This window comes from Sphingobium sp. SYK-6, from assembly GCF_000283515.1.
Lineage (GTDB): Bacteria > Pseudomonadota > Alphaproteobacteria > Sphingomonadales > Sphingomonadaceae > Sphingobium > Sphingobium lignivorans.
Window position 1 is genome coordinate 1,417,888 of sequence record NC_015976.1, and the last position, 14,303, is coordinate 1,432,190.

The 14,303-nt window shown below is 66.4% G+C and carries 18 protein-coding genes; 11 read left to right on the forward strand and 7 right to left on the reverse strand.

What is annotated here, in order from left to right; genetic code table 11:
- Positions 1–108 precede the first annotated feature (108 nt).
- The 7 genes from flhA to SLG_RS06415 all read right to left on the reverse strand — a co-directional run bounded on the left by flhA (position 109) and on the right by SLG_RS06415 (position 5,763).
- Complete coding sequence (gene flhA / locus SLG_RS06385; RefSeq protein WP_014075628.1) at positions 109–2,214, reverse strand: flagellar biosynthesis protein FlhA; 2,106 nt, start codon at positions 2,212–2,214, stop codon at positions 109–111.
- Positions 2,215–2,223: 9 nt separating this feature from the next.
- Positions 2,224–3,087 (reverse strand): hypothetical protein, encoded by an 864-nt coding sequence (locus SLG_RS06390; protein WP_014075629.1) that lies wholly within the window; start codon positions 3,085–3,087, stop codon positions 2,224–2,226.
- Positions 3,088–3,259: 172 nt separating this feature from the next.
- On the reverse strand, positions 3,260–3,562 hold the full coding sequence (locus SLG_RS06395; protein ID WP_014075630.1) for a hypothetical protein: 303 nt from the start codon (positions 3,560–3,562) through the stop codon (positions 3,260–3,262).
- 11 nt (positions 3,563–3,573) lie between these two features.
- Complete coding sequence (gene flgM, locus SLG_RS06400) at positions 3,574–3,858, reverse strand: flagellar biosynthesis anti-sigma factor FlgM (protein WP_014075631.1); 285 nt, start codon at positions 3,856–3,858, stop codon at positions 3,574–3,576.
- A gap of 52 nt (positions 3,859–3,910) precedes the next feature.
- Positions 3,911–4,468: a flagella basal body P-ring formation protein FlgA gene (locus tag SLG_RS06405; protein ID WP_014075632.1), complete on the reverse strand. Its 558-nt coding sequence runs from the start codon at positions 4,466–4,468 to the stop codon at positions 3,911–3,913.
- Positions 4,469–4,525: 57 nt separating this feature from the next.
- A complete protein-coding gene (locus tag SLG_RS06410; protein WP_014075633.1) occupies positions 4,526–5,020 on the reverse strand; it encodes an OmpA family protein in 495 nt (164 codons plus the stop codon).
- Entirely contained in the window at positions 5,020–5,763 is a 744-nt protein-coding gene (locus SLG_RS06415) for a MotA/TolQ/ExbB proton channel family protein (RefSeq protein WP_331386515.1), read from the reverse strand. Before SLG_RS06415 ends, SLG_RS06410 begins: the two co-directional genes overlap by 1 nt.
- A 183-nt stretch (positions 5,764–5,946) precedes the next feature.
- Here SLG_RS06415 and SLG_RS06420 point away from each other — a divergent pair, with 183 nt between their 5' ends.
- The 11 genes from SLG_RS06420 to SLG_RS06470 are packed head-to-tail and all read left to right on the forward strand — an operon-like array spanning position 5,947 to position 14,171.
- Positions 5,947–6,303: a flagellar basal body rod protein FlgB gene (locus SLG_RS06420; RefSeq protein WP_014075635.1), complete on the forward strand. Its 357-nt coding sequence runs from the start codon at positions 5,947–5,949 to the stop codon at positions 6,301–6,303.
- Positions 6,300–6,710, forward strand: coding sequence for a flagellar basal body rod protein FlgC (gene flgC, locus SLG_RS06425; RefSeq protein WP_041391781.1), 411 nt, complete (start codon positions 6,300–6,302; stop codon positions 6,708–6,710). The genes SLG_RS06420 and flgC overlap by 4 nt, the downstream gene beginning before the upstream one ends.
- Positions 6,707–7,390: a flagellar hook assembly protein FlgD gene (locus SLG_RS06430; RefSeq protein WP_014075637.1), complete on the forward strand. Its 684-nt coding sequence runs from the start codon at positions 6,707–6,709 to the stop codon at positions 7,388–7,390. Before flgC ends, SLG_RS06430 begins: the two co-directional genes overlap by 4 nt.
- 30 nt (positions 7,391–7,420) lie before the next feature.
- The gene (locus SLG_RS06435) at positions 7,421–8,245 is read left to right on the forward strand and encodes a flagellar hook-basal body complex protein (protein WP_014075638.1); all 825 of its coding nucleotides are present in this window, start codon (positions 7,421–7,423) and stop codon (positions 8,243–8,245) included.
- 28 nt (positions 8,246–8,273) lie between these two features.
- Positions 8,274–9,017, forward strand: a complete 744-nt coding sequence (locus SLG_RS06440) for a flagellar basal body rod protein FlgF (RefSeq protein WP_014075639.1) — start codon at positions 8,274–8,276, stop codon at positions 9,015–9,017.
- 22 nt (positions 9,018–9,039) lie between these two features.
- Complete coding sequence (flgG, locus tag SLG_RS06445) at positions 9,040–9,828, forward strand: flagellar basal-body rod protein FlgG (protein WP_014075640.1); 789 nt, start codon at positions 9,040–9,042, stop codon at positions 9,826–9,828.
- A 2-nt stretch (positions 9,829–9,830) separates the two neighbouring features.
- Positions 9,831–10,523 carry a flagellar basal body L-ring protein FlgH gene (locus tag SLG_RS06450; RefSeq protein WP_014075641.1) on the forward strand — a complete coding sequence of 231 codons (693 nt, stop codon included), beginning with the start codon at positions 9,831–9,833 and terminating at the stop codon, positions 10,521–10,523.
- 16 nt (positions 10,524–10,539) lie between these two features.
- The gene (locus SLG_RS06455) at positions 10,540–11,676 is read left to right on the forward strand and encodes a flagellar basal body P-ring protein FlgI (protein WP_014075642.1); all 1,137 of its coding nucleotides are present in this window, start codon (positions 10,540–10,542) and stop codon (positions 11,674–11,676) included.
- Entirely contained in the window at positions 11,673–11,960 is a 288-nt protein-coding gene (locus SLG_RS06460; RefSeq protein ID WP_014075643.1) for a rod-binding protein, read from the forward strand. The genes SLG_RS06455 and SLG_RS06460 overlap by 4 nt, the downstream gene beginning before the upstream one ends.
- A complete protein-coding gene (gene flgK, locus SLG_RS06465; RefSeq protein ID WP_014075644.1) occupies positions 11,957–13,309 on the forward strand; it encodes a flagellar hook-associated protein FlgK in 1,353 nt (450 codons plus the stop codon). Before SLG_RS06460 ends, flgK begins: the two co-directional genes overlap by 4 nt.
- A gap of 25 nt (positions 13,310–13,334) precedes the next feature.
- Positions 13,335–14,171: a flagellin gene (locus SLG_RS06470; RefSeq protein WP_014075645.1), complete on the forward strand. Its 837-nt coding sequence runs from the start codon at positions 13,335–13,337 to the stop codon at positions 14,169–14,171.
- The last annotated feature ends 132 nt before the right edge of the window (positions 14,172–14,303 follow it).

A 14,303-nucleotide genomic window follows, 5' to 3' on the forward strand; every position in this document is an offset into this window, starting at 1 on the left:
TTTTCCGACGCGTTTGCGGTGCGTTAAACTTCATTTTTGTGCGCAGCATGGCGGTGCAGCATCGTTGCTGGTCGCTGGGGCTTGTGACCGCCATCGTCAGGGCGCTCCTCATGCCGCCTGAAGCCTTTCCACGCGGTTGATGCGGCTCTCGCTCCCGACCACGGCGACGACCTCCACCGGCTTGCCGTCCGGGATTTCGAGGAAGGACAGCACCGGCGTCTCGGGCAAATGCGGCTTGAACAGGCGGGCGAGCGCGCGCCGCGCCACGGGGGATGTCACGATGGCGAAATTGCGGGCCTGCGCGAGCAGCGGTTGCGCGGCCTCGCCGACCTGCTCGATGAGGCGCTGGGCCAGCGCGGGTTCGATCGGGTGCTGGGCGTCGCCAGCGACTCGCATCGCCTGCGCCAGCAGCCCTTCCAGCTCGCCATCGAGCGTGACGACCGGCAGCGGCATCTTCACGGGCACGATGGTCTGGATGATGAGCGAACCGATTTTCTGGCGCACGGCCTCGGCCAGCGCCTCGGTGCCCATGTCCGGCCGCGCGACCACGATCATGGCCTCGGCGATGCGGCGGAAATCCTTGAGCGGCACGCCCTCGGACAACAAGGCGCGGCAAAGCGCGGTGATCTGGGCAAGGCTCAGCGGATTGGGAGACAGGCCATCGGCGAGCTGCGGGGCGACCTCCTTGAGCGTGTCGAGCAGCTTGCGCGCTTCGTCCATCCCGAACAGCTCGGCGGCATTGTGCGCGACGAGGTGATTGAGATGCGTGGCGACGACCGTGGAGGGATCGACCACCGTATAGCCGGCGATCACGGCCTCGCTGCGGCGATCGGGCGTGATCCATACCGCGTCGAGGCCGAAGGTCGGATCCCGGGCGGCGCGTCCGTCAACGGTCTGCGTCAGGTCGCCGCTGTCCAGCGCGAGCAGGTCGTCCGGCCAGATCTCGTCCTCGCCGACCACCACGCCGGCAACCGTGATGCGATACTGGTTGGGGCCGAGCGCGAGATTGTCCTTCACCCGGATCATGGGGATGACGAAGCCGAGTTCCCGCGAGAGCTGGCGCCTTATGCCGGTGATCCGGCCCATGAGGGGCGCTTCCTTGCGCTCGTCGACAAGGGAAATGAGGCCATAGCCGATCTCCAGGCCGAGGACCGCGCCGTCGGACACGTCGGTCCATTCGATATGCGCGGGATTTTCGGGGATCGGCTCTTCCGCCGGCGTCTCGGGCGCGGCGCTGGCGGCCTTGCGCAGGCGCCATGTGACGAACCATGCAAGGGCGGCCGCGGGCAGGATGATGAAATGCGGCATCCCCGGCAGCACGCCAAGGAAGGTGAGGATCGCGGCGACCGGGAGCCAGGCCTTGCCGACGCCGAACTGCGCCGAGATCTGGCCGGAAAGATCATGATCGGACGTGACGCGCGTGACGATCGCCGCGGCCGCGATGGAGAGAAGCAGGGCAGGCACCTGCGCGACCAGCGCATCGCCGATGGCGAGCAGGACATAGGTCTGCGCCGCTTCGCCAAAGCCCAGATCATGGCTCACCACGCCGAGGATGATGCCGCCCACGATGTTGATGACGAGAATGAGGATGCCGGCGACGGCGTCGCCCTTCACGAACTTGGAGGCACCGTCCATGGAGCCGTAGAAGTCCGCTTCCGTCGCGACGTCCTGACGGCGCCGCTTGGCTTCCTCGGGCGTGAGCAGGCCGGCGTTGAGATCGGCATCGATGGCCATCTGCTTGCCGGGCAGCGCGTCCAGCGTGAAGCGGGCCGACACTTCCGAGACGCGCCCGGCGCCCTTGGTGATGACCACCAGGTTGATGATCATGAGGATGGCGAAGACGAAGATGCCGACGACATAGTCGCCGCCGATGAGGAAGTTGCCGAACGCCTCGATCACATGGCCGGCCGCGTCCGATCCGGTGTGGCCGTTCACCAGCACGACGCGGGTGGACGCGACGTTGAGCGCGAGCCGCAGCAGGGTCGCGAACAGCAGCACGGTCGGGAAGCTGGAGAAATCGAGCGGCTTGGCGGCGTTGAGCGCGATCATCAGCACGACGAGGCTGATCATGATGTTCGCGATGAAGCCCATGTCCAGCATGATCGCCGGCACCGGCACGACCATGAACATGACGAGGAGCAGGATGGCGAAGGGCAGGACCGCGCCTTTCGCGGCATTGCTCCAGATGCGGCCATTGACGTCGCTGCGTGTCATGGTGCGGGATTACCTTCCGAAGGTGGCGAGCATGAGATAGGCGAGCCGCGCGGTTTCGGCGCGCGGGGCGGAAGCGGGATAGGGCTGGGCTTCGGCGAGCTTCTGCTGGCTCGCGAGCTGATCCTGCCCGGAAAGATTTTCGCGCGCGATGCGGACATAATCGGACGGCTGGACGGTCCGCGCGTTGGCGGGAAGGCCGCCGTCGACCGCGCCGGCGTTCTGCATGCCGTTCATCTGCGCGCCGGCCTGGAGTTTGCGGGCGAAATTGTCGCGGATGTCGGCAAGGCTGCGCGCATTGCCCTGCCGGTCGTAGAAGATGGCGCTGTTGGCGCGCGCGGCGGCGGGAAACAGGCTGGCGCCGCTCGCATCGGGTGACTGGGCCATGGTCGTCAGGAATTTCGCGGCGCCTCCGGCACCCAGGAAATGGGCGAGATAGAGATCCACCGAGTCCGCCGGGCGACCTATGCGCGCTTCCAGATAATCACGATTGTCGGACGCGAGCTCCGCCGCCATGACCGACGCCGTTTCGGGATGATTGCGCAGATCGAGGATCTGCTGGCGCACGGCCGGATCGGCAACGAAGTAGCGGCCGCTTCCGGTGCGCTGGATGGCCTCGGATGCCCAGCCCATGCCATGCTTGGCGCCATGATCGTTGACGATGGCGAGCCAGCTCTGATCGATGAACTGGTAAAGGCCGGTGGCGCTCGACGTGCGCGCCCGCGCCGAGGGATCGAGGCTGCTCTCGACCTGTGCCTGGCCCAGAAGATAATTGAAATCGACGCCGGTCCGCCGGCTCGCCGAGGCGATGGCCTGCGTCACCCGGCCCGGCTGGCCCGACGTTTCCTTGATGTTCAGTCCGTTGAACAAGGACATGGTGTGCGTTCGATCCCGCGTTGATACGGGTATCAAAAAGCAAAAACCATGCCAGTTTCAGTGATTTGGGCCGGGCCAGATAAGGCGCGTGTCGGGAGATGGCGCGCGCAGAGCTGCCGCTCAGGACCGCGCGGAGCCGGCGGGCGTCAAAAAATGGGGAGGGGAAGGGAAATCAGCGCCGATAGAGAGGCTGCGGCGCATCCGGCGTGCGGGCGGCGGCGGCGGCATGCGCCTGGCCAGCCATGTCGCCCAGCAGGAGGGCAAGGCCGCGCGAAGCGTCGAGCTCGGTCATCAGTTCGGCGATTTTCGCCTTGATCTGCGGTTCGCTCCGCCAGGCGCCATTGGCCTGGACCGCCTCGATGGAGGACCGGAAGCCGTCCAGCCCCTTCTCGATGTCGCCGAGGTCGGCGCGCTGCATGGCATCGCGCAATTGCGACGCTGCAACGGACAGATCATCGATGAGGGCAAGCGACATGAGTACGTCTTTCAGTGCTGGCGAAGGGGAAGGTCGAGATCCAGCATCTTCTCGGCGATCTTGCCGGGATCGACGGGATAATTGCCGGATGCAATGGCCTGCTTGATGCTGGCGATGCGCGCGCTGTCGATGGGGGCGCCTTGCCCAGCCATGCGCGAGGCCGGCGTGGACGCCGGGGCAGGGCTCTCGGCATCGTTCTCGGCGACGACCCTGGATGCTGACCGCGACGACGCGGTCTCGCGCAGCCGGGCTGCCTCGACTGCGGCGTTCATGAACTGGCCAACAGGCTTGATCATCGTTTCATCCTTTCTGTCCGACCCTTCTATATACGGATCGGTTCACGAAAGTTTAAATCCCCGGAATGCGAACGATGCCGAGCGCTTCCACGCGCGCCATCACCGGCATGGCCTTGGGGTCCTGCCGCACGCGGATGAGCGCGCCGACGGCACCATCCTCATCGGCGATCACCAGCCGCGAAACCGAGAAAAAGTCATTGCCGGCAACCAGTTGCACCGGATCGCCCTTCTTGACGACGATCGCCGGGCTGCTGTGAGCGGCGACCGGAGCGACGGGAGCCGCCACAGTGTTGCTCACTGCCGCGAGCGGCACGCGAAGGCGCCAGCCGGCACTGGGGCAGGAGACGATGGCGGCGCTCATCCGCGTTTCCTCGACAAGAGGCGTCTGCGGGCAGGGCGCAAGGCGCAAGCGGCGATCGATGGGCGCGATCGGCCCGCCGGGCTCGCCCAGCGCGGCCCCAACGCTCATCGCAACCAGCGTGTCGAGCCGGTCCAGATTCTCGAAAGTGGCGGCTCTTGCAGGCGAGACAAGGCCGATGAGCAGCAGGCCGATCAGGGTCGTCATCACGGCGGAAACGGCACGGATGGGCGGCGCAATGCGATCAGTCATGGCAATCGGCTCCGAAGATGTTCGGGCGTATCGCAGCAAGGACCGTGCCAGAGGCGCTCACTCGGCGGCTGGCGGCTTCTCGACGAGGCGGATGACCTGCCGCCCCGAAGCGGAGGCATCCGCTTCCTCTGCCAGCCCGGCGACGCGCAGCCGCTCCGGAGGAATGCCCGCCGCCACCAGCGCGCGCGCGACCGCGCCAAGCCGCGCGGCGGCGAGATCCCATTCGTCGAAGCGATGTTCGCCGCGTTCAAGGCCAATTGACTGAATACGCACGATATTCCCTGAGGCGCGCAAGGGGGCTGCGGCGCGGGCAAGTGCGGCGTGCCCGGCTTCGCTGAGCAGCGCTTCGCCCGGCTGGAAGAGCGCGGCCGCGGGGAGATCGATCTTCCGGGGTGCTTCGAGCGCGCCGAAATAGCTGCCGATGCCGGCCAGCGCCTGATCGCGCGCCGACTGATTGGCCTGCAGCAGCACGAAGAAACCGAGCAGCAGGAGGCAGAGATCCGCGAAACTGACCGCCCACCGGCCGCGCCGCATGCCGGCACTGGCGCGCATCAGGCCGCCTCGCGCGCGGTTTTGCGCAGCATGCCGGGCTCGCGGCTCGCAATCGCTTCCAGCCGCCGGGCGAAGGCGCGTTGCCAGGCCAGCTCCCGCGCGGAAAGATCGGCGAGGCGGTTCGCGATGGGGCCTGCCACGGCATTGGCGAGGACCATGCCGTGCAGCGTCGTCATGAGGGCCAGCGCCATGGCCGGCCCGATCGTCGAAGGGTCGCGCATGCTCGCGAACATGCCGACCAGACCGATGATCGTGCCCGCCATGCCCATGGCCGGCGCGGCGTCGGCAATCGCGTTCCAGAAGCCGACCACGCTCGCGTGGCGATCGCGCCGGTCCTCGAGGACCTGATCGATCCGCAACGAGAAATGCTCGACATCGGGGGCGTTGGCGAGGCTGGTGAGCGCGCCGGCGATGAAGGGATGGCCTGCCCGGATGCGATCCGTGCGCATAAGCCCTCTGAGCTCGGCGACGGCTTCCACCTTGAACAGCAGCGCCCGCGCGGCGTCCCGCTCGTCATCCGGGCGCGCCATGAGCAGCGGCCCGAGCGCGCGAAGGGATCGCGCCGCCGTGACAGGGCCGAACTGGCCAAGCGCGATGAGGGCAGTGCCGAGCGATACCAGCAGGATGGGGAGCGGGGCGAAGAGCTGACCCAGAATATCCCACATCGCCGCGCCGACCCCGAATGTTTGACCGGAGACGGGCGGCAAAGAAATGCCGCCGACCGGCAAAAACTTGCCGGCCACGCCGTCCCTGCGCCGGAAAGGCGCGGAATTCCTTGCTCTCACGTCCCTGCCGGACCGGCAGCGCGCATGTTGGCACGGCCTTTGCAGATATTCCCTGTGGACAGGGGTGATGTCTCGCAACCGGACCGGCTCTTGCGGTGAGAACGACCCCGACGAAGCGTTATTTAGGGAAGGCACGAAAAAATGTCGCTGGAAGACAGTTTGTTCGGCGTCCATGGCAAGGCCCTCGCGCTGCGATCGCAGCGGCTGGAGCTCATTGCCTCGAATATCGCCAATGCATCGACGCCCGGCTACAAGGCACGGGACATCGATTTCGACAAGGCGCTCGCCGCCGCGACCAGCCAGCAGGGCAGTGTCGCCGGGGCGCTCGAAACCGCGATGGGCTATCGCACGCCGCTCCAGCCGAGCAGCGACGGCAACACCGTCGAGATGTCGACCGAGCAGACCCTGTTTGCCGAGAATGCGGTCAAGTACCGCACGACGCTCTCCTTCCTGGAAGGGCGCCTCAACACCATCACGCGCGCGCTGCGGGGAGAATGAGCATGGAAAAGCCCATGAACATCTTCGACATCGCCGGCCGCGCCATGTCGGCCCAGCTCGTCCGGCTGAACGCCACCGCATCGAACCTCGCCAACGCGGGATCGGTCTCGGGCAACGAGAACCAGGCCTATCGCGCGATCCGCCCCGTCTTCTCGACCATCGTGGAGAAGCCCGGCGTCGCGACGGTCAAGGTCGACAAGGTGGTGACCTCCGACACGCCCGCCACGCGGCGCCACGACCCCGGTCATCCGCTCGCGGACGCCAATGGCGATGTCTGGGAAGCCGGCGTCGACAGCAGCGCGGAGCTTGTCGAAATGGTCGAGAGCGCGCGCATGTACCAGAATAATGTGCAGGTCATCCAGACCGCCAAGTCCCTCCTCCTCGAAACGATCAGGCTCGGCAAATGACGACAACCACCGCATCCCAGACGTCCAGCCCCTGGACGGTCGATCCGACGACGTCTTTCACCAACCAGAACCTGGCGGAGACGAAGAAGGCGTCGAACCAGACGATCGACATGAGCGGCTTCCTGACGCTGCTGACGGCGCAGATGCAGTTCCAGGACCCTTTCGAGCCGACGGACAACAGCCAGATGGTCGCCCAGATGGCCCAGTTCTCATCGCTCTCGGCGCAGGCGGAATCCAACAGCCTGCTCGGGAACATCGCGGACTCCGTCTCCGGCGCGCGTCTTTCCGATGCCGCGAGCTGGATCGGCAAATCGATGCTGGTGAAAAGCAACATCGCAACGCCCGATCGCACCGGCGCCTATGCCGGCGAGATCACGCTCGGCGCGGCAGCGGACGGCGTCGCCGTCGATCTCGTGAACGCCAGCGGCCAGGTCGTGAAGACGCTGGAATTCGGCGCTCTCGGGGCCGGCGCGAGCTCCTTCTACTGGGACGGGAGGGACGACGCCGGCAATTTCATCGGTGGCGAGGCGCTTCAGGTGAAGGTGCGCGGCGCGAACCCGACGCAGGTCGCCACCTGGGCCAGCATCGCGGCCGTCCAGTCCCCCGCGAGCGGCACGGGCTCCCAGCTCATCACCCCGCTCGGCAATTTCTCGCCGACCGACGCAATCCGTCTCGGCTGACATCAGGAACCATCAGAGGAGTCTGCAACCATGTCCTTCTACATTTCCCTCACCGGTCTCAAGGGCGCCCAGACCGACCTGTCGGTGGTCGCCAACAATGTGGCGAACGTCTCGTCGATCGCGTTCAAGAAGAGCAAGGCCGCATTCGGCGACATCTTCGCCTCCAGCGGCGGGCCGCTCGGCGGCAACGGCGTGCGCCTCATCGACGTCAACCAGCAGTTCACGCAGGGCACGCTCGAAACGACCGACAAGACGCTCGATCTCGCCATCACCGGCGAGGGCTTCTTCACCGTGAAAGGCCTCGGCACCAACGGCTCCGTCAGCTACACGCGCAACGGCTCCTTCAGCGTGGACAAGAACCGCAACGTGGTGGACACGACCGGCTCGCGCCTGCAGGTGCTGCCGACCGATCCGACGGGCGACGGCACGCCGACGAGCACGGATGCCGCGGGGCTCATCGACCTCGTCATCCCGACCGTCCATCCCGACGATGCGACCATCCAGCTTTCGAGCATTTCGATCGACGAGACCGGGCTGGTCTCGGCGACCTTCGCGGACGGATCGGTCCGCAATCTCGGCGTGGTGGCAATGGCGAGCTTCCCGAGCCAGGACGCGCTGCGCCAGGAAGGCGATGCCCACTGGTCCGCGACCGGCGCGAGCGGCGAAGCGGTCTACGGCGCGGGCAACAACGGTCTCTTCGGAGCCGTGCGGTCCGGCACGCTGGAGCGCTCCAACGTGGACATCACCGAAGAGCTGGTCGCGCTCATTTCCGCCCAGCGCAATTTCCAGGCGAACTCGAAGGCGATCGAAACTGCGAACAACATGACGCAGACGATCATCGCCCTGCGCGCCTGACGCCGAAGGCCGATCGGAGCTCTAGTCCATGGATCGTCTCATCAATGTGGCCCGCACGGCGATGCGCGGCTCGATGGCCCGGCAGACGGCGATTGCGAACAATCTCGCAAACGCCAACACCACGGGCTTTCGCGCCGAGATCGCCAACGCCTCCACGCGGTGGATCGGCGGCGGCACCTTCCAGAGCCGCGCCGAGCAGGTGGGGCAGGTCATCGCCGCGGACCTGAAACCGGGGACCGTCGTCCAGACCGGCAATCCGCTGGACATCGCGGTCGACGGCGAAGGCTTGATCGCCGTCCAGGCGAGCGACGGTTCGGAAGGCTATACGCGGCGGGGCGACCTCAAGCTCAACGAAAGCGGCCTTCTCACCACCGGGGACGGCCATCCCGTCATCGGTGGCGCGGGGCCGATCACCCTGCCGCCGGCCGACAGCATCAAGATCGCGCAGGATGGCGGCGTATGGATCGTGCCCCAGGGCGGGCAGATCGACCAGCCCCAGCTCGTCGACACGATCAAGATCGCCAATGCCAATGGCTCCGTCATCGCCAAGGGCACGGACAATCTGTTCCGCGAAGTGAATGGCGGCGCGCTGCCCGAAGATCCGGCGGCCTCCGTCACCTCGGGAGCGCTGGAGGGCTCCAATGTCGATGCGACGCTGGCGCTCGTGCAGATGATCGAGGCCAGCCGCGCCTGGGAAACCCAGATCAAGATGATCGATACCGCCAAGGACATCGACAATGGCGGCTCCAGCCTGATGCGGCTCGACGCGTAATCAACGGAAGAGGACCAGACTCATGACCACCAGCGCCCTTCATGTGGCCCGGACCGGGCTTGATGCCCAGGACGTCAAGATGCGGGTCATCGCCAACAATCTGGCGAATGTGAACACCGTGGGCTTCAAGCGCGACCGCGCGAATTTCGAAGCGCTGGCCTATCAGCAGGTCATCGCGGCGGGCAGCCAGGCCGACAGCCAGAACAAGCTCGCCATCGGCCTCAATCTCGGCACCGGCGTGCAGCTCACCGGTACGGAGCGGATCGATACGCAGGGCACGCTGAACACGACGGACAACTCGCTCGATCTCGCGATCGAGGGTAACGGCTTCTTCCAGGTGCAGCGGACGGACGGCACGATCGCCTATACCCGCGCAGGCAACTTCAAGACCAATGCGGAAGGCATCCTCGTGACGCCGGGCGGGCTGCCGCTCATCCCGCAGATCCAGCTCCCCGAGGGCGTTTCCTCCATCACGATCGGCAATGACGGCACGGTCTCGGCGACGGTGGACGGCCAGACCGAGCCGACCCAGCTCGGCCAGATCGAGACGGCGCGGTTCGTCAATCCCGCCGGCCTGCAGGCGGTCGGCAGCAACCTGCTGATCGAGACGGCCGCATCCGGCGCGCCGCAGACGGGCGCCGCCGGTCTCGAGGGACGCGGCACCATCCGGCAGGGCGCGCTCGAGCAATCGAACGTCAACACCGTGGAGGAGCTGGTCGACATGATCGAGACGCAGCGCGCCTACGAGATCGCCTCGAAGATGATCAAGGCGACCGACGAAATGCTCCAGTACGTCAACCAGCAGCTCTGATCATGAAGCCTCATCTCATCGCAGCGTCCGCCATCGCGGCCATCGCCTTCGCCGCGCCGGCATCGGCGGGCCTGTTCGGCAAGAAGGCCGACCCGATGGCCGATCCCGCCTTCCAGGCGACGCTGGCCCCGGCGGAAATGACCGCGCCGGAGCGACCAAACGGCGCCATCTTCCAGGCCAGCGCAGGCTATTCACCGCTCGTCAACGGCGCGCGCGCCGCGAATGTGGGCGACATCATCACCATCCTGCTCGTGGAGCGCACCCAGGCGAGCAAGAGCAACAGCGCCAATACCGACCGCTCGGGCAGCATCGGCCTGAACCCGCCCACAACCGGGCCGTTCAGCAAGATCTTCAGCGCGAGCGACGTCGGTGCCAGCGGCACGCAGGGCTTCAAGGGCAAGGGCGATGCCGCGCAATCCAATGCGCTGTCCGGCGAAATCACCGTCACGGTTTCAAAGGTCTACAGCAATGGAACCATGCTGGTTCGCGGACAGAAGCAGCTCACGCTCAACCGGGGAGACGAATATGTCCAGGTCTCCGGCCTCGTTCGTCAGGCCGATGTGGGCCCCGACAATCGCGTCCTCTCCACCCGCGTCGCCGACGCGCGGATCACTTACAGCGGCAAGGGCGAGATCGCACGGGCCAGCCGGCAGGGCTGGCTGCAGCGCTTCTTCTCCATGGTCAGCCCTTTCTGACGGAGCATTCCTCAGCATGATTTCCCGGATTACGCCTGTGCTCGGCCGTCTCGCCGGCTGGATCGTCGCCATCGCCGTCGTCGCCGGCCTGCAGCTTGTCGCGCCGCAGGCCCATGCCGAGCGCATCAAGGATCTGGGGGCCTTCGAGGGCCTGCGGTCCAACCAGCTCGTCGGCTATGGCGTCGTCGTCGGCCTTGCCGGCACGGGCGACGATAGCCTCGATTATGCCACGCAGGGCATGAAGGGGGTGATCTCGCGGTTCGGCCTCACCTTGCCGCCGGGGATCAATCCCGCCCTCAAGAACGCCGCCGCCGTGATGGTGACGGCCGAGCTTCCCGCCTTCGCGAAGCCCGGCCAGCGGCTGGACGTCACCGTCTCCGCACTCGGCAAGGCGAAGTCGCTTCGCGGCGGCACGCTGGTGCTGACCCCGCTGCGGGGTGCCGATGGCGAGATCTATGGCATGGCACAGGGCAATCTGGCCGTCGGCGGCCTTGGCGTTTCCGGCGCGGATGGCTCGCAGCTTTCGGTCAACGTGCCCTCGGCCGGCCGTATTCCGAGCGGCGCGTCGGTGGAGCGTGCCGTCGAGACGGGCTTCGATACCAGTCCGGCGCTGACCTTCAATCTGGCCGACGCCGACCTCACCACGGCGCTGCGGGTGGCGGACGCGATCAACCTCGCCTTCGGCGACCAGCGCGCCAAGGCGCTCGACGGCGTGTCGATCGCGGTCGCTGCGCCGCAGGGCGCCGAGAGCCGCATCATGATGATGGGCCTCATCGAGAATATCGAGGTTCGCCCCGCCGATCCGCCGGCCCGCGTGATCGTCAATGCGCGTTCGGGCACGGTCGTCATCAACGGCAGCGTGCGGATCAGTCCCGCCGCCGTCAGCCACGGCAAGCTCACCGTCTCGGTCAACGAAGCGCCGCGCGTCGTGCAGCCGGCACCCTTCTCGCGAGGGGAGACCGCGGTCGAGCAATCCAGCGCGATCAGCGCGGCGGAAGAGCGCAATCCCATGTTCCTTTTTAAAGGTGGCGCCTCTCTGGCCGATATTGTGAAGGCGGTGAACGCAGTCGGCGCTTCACCTTCGGACCTGGTGGAAATCCTCGGGGCCCTCAAACAGGCCGGGGCAATGAAGGCGGAGCTGGAAGTGATATGACGCAGATTGCCGCCCTTTCCGCCGCCAGCCGGCCGGCCGCCGCCGCACCGGCGAGCAGTGAACGCGAGCAACTCGCACAGGCCGCCCGCGCGTTCGAGGCGGTCTTCATGCGGCAGCTGCTGGGGACGATGCGCTCCGCCAGCCTGGGCGAGGACGTCGCCGGGAGCGCGGCGGTCGACCAGTTCCGGGAACTTGCCGACGCCAGATTGTCGGACAGCATGTCCCAGCAGGGTAATCTCGGCATTGCCGAGCTCATCCTCCAGCAACTGGACAAGAAGCCATGACGGTCAGCGATCTTTTTCAGATCGGCGTGTCCGGCGCGCGCTCCTATCAGGCGGCGATGGGCGCGGTGTCCAACAACATCGCCAACACCGACACCCCCGGCTACAGCCGCCGCACGATCGAGGTCAAGGAATCCCCCTCCGGCGCGGGGACGACCATCTGGTACCGCTCCGGCATCGCTTATGGCGGCGCCATGATCGGGCAGGTGATGCGCGCCAGCGATCCCTATCTGGATTCCGCAGCACGCCACACCGGCAACGCGCTGGGCAGCGTGGACCAGCGCGCGCGCTGGATGAACGACATCCAGACCGCGCTCAACGACGGAACGCTCGGCGTGGGCCAGCGCATGACGGCGATGTTCTCGGCCGTCGAGCGGCTGGCGTCGAACCCCACCGACACGACGCTGCGCGCCGACGTGCTCTTCTCCTTCGAGCAGATCAACACGGCCTTCAAGCAGAGCCATGGCGATCTGGTCGCGATCCGGGATTCGATCGGACAGGCGGCGACGAGCGACGTTGCCGCGCTCAACGATGCGCTCCAGCAACTCGCCACGGCCAATGAAGGCCTGCGGCGATCGCAGGAAGGGACGTCCGCGCATGTGAGCCTGCTCGATTCGCGGGACCAGGCGCTGTTCGAGATCACGAAGCGGCTCAACGTGACGATCGAATTCGGCGCCAATGACGTCGCCAACGTCAAATATGGCTCGGAGACGCTCGTCGAGAATGTCAGCGCCACGCAGATCTTCGTCAGCCAGGACGCGGACGGGCTGCTGCATTTCCAGGCCGGGGATGCCGGTCCGACGGGCACGGCGATCGCGGACCCGGCCGGCGGCTCGCTGGGCGGGCTCACCAGCAGCGCGAAGATCACCAAGGAGCGGATCGAGGCGGTCAACGATCTCGCCGCCGAATATGTCGAGGTCATCAATGACTGGCACATGCAGGGCCAGACCGCCGACGGGACGCCCGGTGCCGCGATGCTCTCGATCGGCGCCGATGCGGCCTCGCTCGAGGTTCTGATCACCGATCCCGCCGGGGTCGCCGGCGCTTCCGCATCGGGTGCGATCAACGGCAATCTGCTTGCGATCACGGCCATCCGGGGCTCGGGTTCGGTCGAGGACAAGTGGCTTTCGCTCATCTCGACGCATGGCAATCTGGTCAGCGCCACATTCGCCGAGCAGACGGCGGCATCCAATCGCGACCAGATGGCGCAGGCGGCGCGCGCCGACGTCAGCGGCGTCAATCTCGACCGGGAAGCGGCCGATCTCCTCCGGCTGCAACAGGCCTATCAGGCCTGCGCCCGCGTCATCCAGGTGGCGCGGGAGATCACCGACTCCCTCTTCGCAATCTTCTGATCCCCGTCGAAAAAGGCGCGCCCCCATGGTCTTCATCACGACACAGTCCATCAACGCCGAGATCCTGCGTCAGCAGAGGATGGCCAAGGAAATCGCCAACGAGCAGGCCAAGGTTTCGAGCGGCCAGAAGATCAACCAGCCTTCAGACAATCCGCAGGACTGGGTGCAGATCTCGCTGGTGGGCCGCCAGCAGTCCATCAATCAGGCATGGCAGAGCAACCTGACCTTCGCCGAATCCCGCGCGACCAAGGCCAGCACCAACCTGAACGACATCAACAACCTGATGACTCGCGTGACCGACCTGCTGGTGACCTCCACCTCGACCGGAGATGGTTCGCCCGGGCGAGAGGCCGTTGCGCAGGAGTTGGAGGGGATCCGGGCGACGATCAACGAACTGCTCAACCAGAAGGATTATCAGGGGCAGCCGGTGTTCGACGAGACGACCACGGTGAACGTTCCGGTCGGCATGGGCATCTCGGTGGAATCGGTGCCGACGCGCCAGAGCGTCGCGGAGAACGCGGTGGGCACCAAATCCCTCGACGATGTGCTCGCCGATGCGATCGCCGCCGTGAAGACAGGCACGGCGGACGACCGGTCCGCGGCGCTGAACGATGCGCGCACCGCGCTCGACCATGTCATCGTCGCCCAGTCCCTGCAGGGCGTCCGCTCGCAGCGCCTCGAGAATATCGGCGATCGCCTTTCGAGCCAGTCGCTCGCGCTCACCGAGCGGCGCTCGGGCTTGGCGGACACCGACCTGACCGAGACGATCACGACGCTTCAGAACAAGCTCATCACGCTTGAGGCGGCGCAGGCCGCTTTCGCGCGGATCAACCGCCAGTCGCTGTTCGACCTCATCTCCTGACGGACCGGCCCGGCGCGCAGGGCGGTCGCTGCCCGGGCACTTCTTTCACGAACTTAAGCCGGCGCTAACTCTGAGGCTAAACCCTGTTTCAGTGGAGCCGTTCTAAGCAGTGAATATGTGAGCGGCAGCCAT

Coding starts and splice junctions, on each gene's coding strand:
- flhA (WP_014075628.1), bottom strand. CDS start 2,214: ATGACACGCAGCGACGTCAATGGCCGCATCTGGAGCAATGCCGCGAAA.
- SLG_RS06390 (WP_014075629.1), bottom strand. CDS start 3,087: ATGTCCTTGTTCAACGGACTGAACATCAAGGAAACGTCGGGCCAGCCG.
- SLG_RS06395 (WP_014075630.1), bottom strand. CDS start 3,562: ATGTCGCTTGCCCTCATCGATGATCTGTCCGTTGCAGCGTCGCAATTG.
- flgM (WP_014075631.1), bottom strand. CDS start 3,858: ATGATCAAGCCTGTTGGCCAGTTCATGAACGCCGCAGTCGAGGCAGCC.
- SLG_RS06405 (WP_014075632.1), bottom strand. CDS start 4,468: ATGACTGATCGCATTGCGCCGCCCATCCGTGCCGTTTCCGCCGTGATG.
- SLG_RS06410 (WP_014075633.1), bottom strand. CDS start 5,020: ATGCGCGCCAGTGCCGGCATGCGGCGCGGCCGGTGGGCGGTCAGTTTC.
- SLG_RS06420 (WP_014075635.1), top strand. CDS start 5,947: ATGTCGCTGGAAGACAGTTTGTTCGGCGTCCATGGCAAGGCCCTCGCG.
- flgC (WP_041391781.1), top strand. CDS start 6,300: ATGAGCATGGAAAAGCCCATGAACATCTTCGACATCGCCGGCCGCGCC.
- SLG_RS06430 (WP_014075637.1), top strand. CDS start 6,707: ATGACGACAACCACCGCATCCCAGACGTCCAGCCCCTGGACGGTCGAT.
- SLG_RS06435 (WP_014075638.1), top strand. CDS start 7,421: ATGTCCTTCTACATTTCCCTCACCGGTCTCAAGGGCGCCCAGACCGAC.
- SLG_RS06440 (WP_014075639.1), top strand. CDS start 8,274: ATGGATCGTCTCATCAATGTGGCCCGCACGGCGATGCGCGGCTCGATG.
- flgG (WP_014075640.1), top strand. CDS start 9,040: ATGACCACCAGCGCCCTTCATGTGGCCCGGACCGGGCTTGATGCCCAG.
- SLG_RS06450 (WP_014075641.1), top strand. CDS start 9,831: ATGAAGCCTCATCTCATCGCAGCGTCCGCCATCGCGGCCATCGCCTTC.
- SLG_RS06455 (WP_014075642.1), top strand. CDS start 10,540: ATGATTTCCCGGATTACGCCTGTGCTCGGCCGTCTCGCCGGCTGGATC.
- SLG_RS06460 (WP_014075643.1), top strand. CDS start 11,673: ATGACGCAGATTGCCGCCCTTTCCGCCGCCAGCCGGCCGGCCGCCGCC.
- flgK (WP_014075644.1), top strand. CDS start 11,957: ATGACGGTCAGCGATCTTTTTCAGATCGGCGTGTCCGGCGCGCGCTCC.
- SLG_RS06470 (WP_014075645.1), top strand. CDS start 13,335: ATGGTCTTCATCACGACACAGTCCATCAACGCCGAGATCCTGCGTCAG.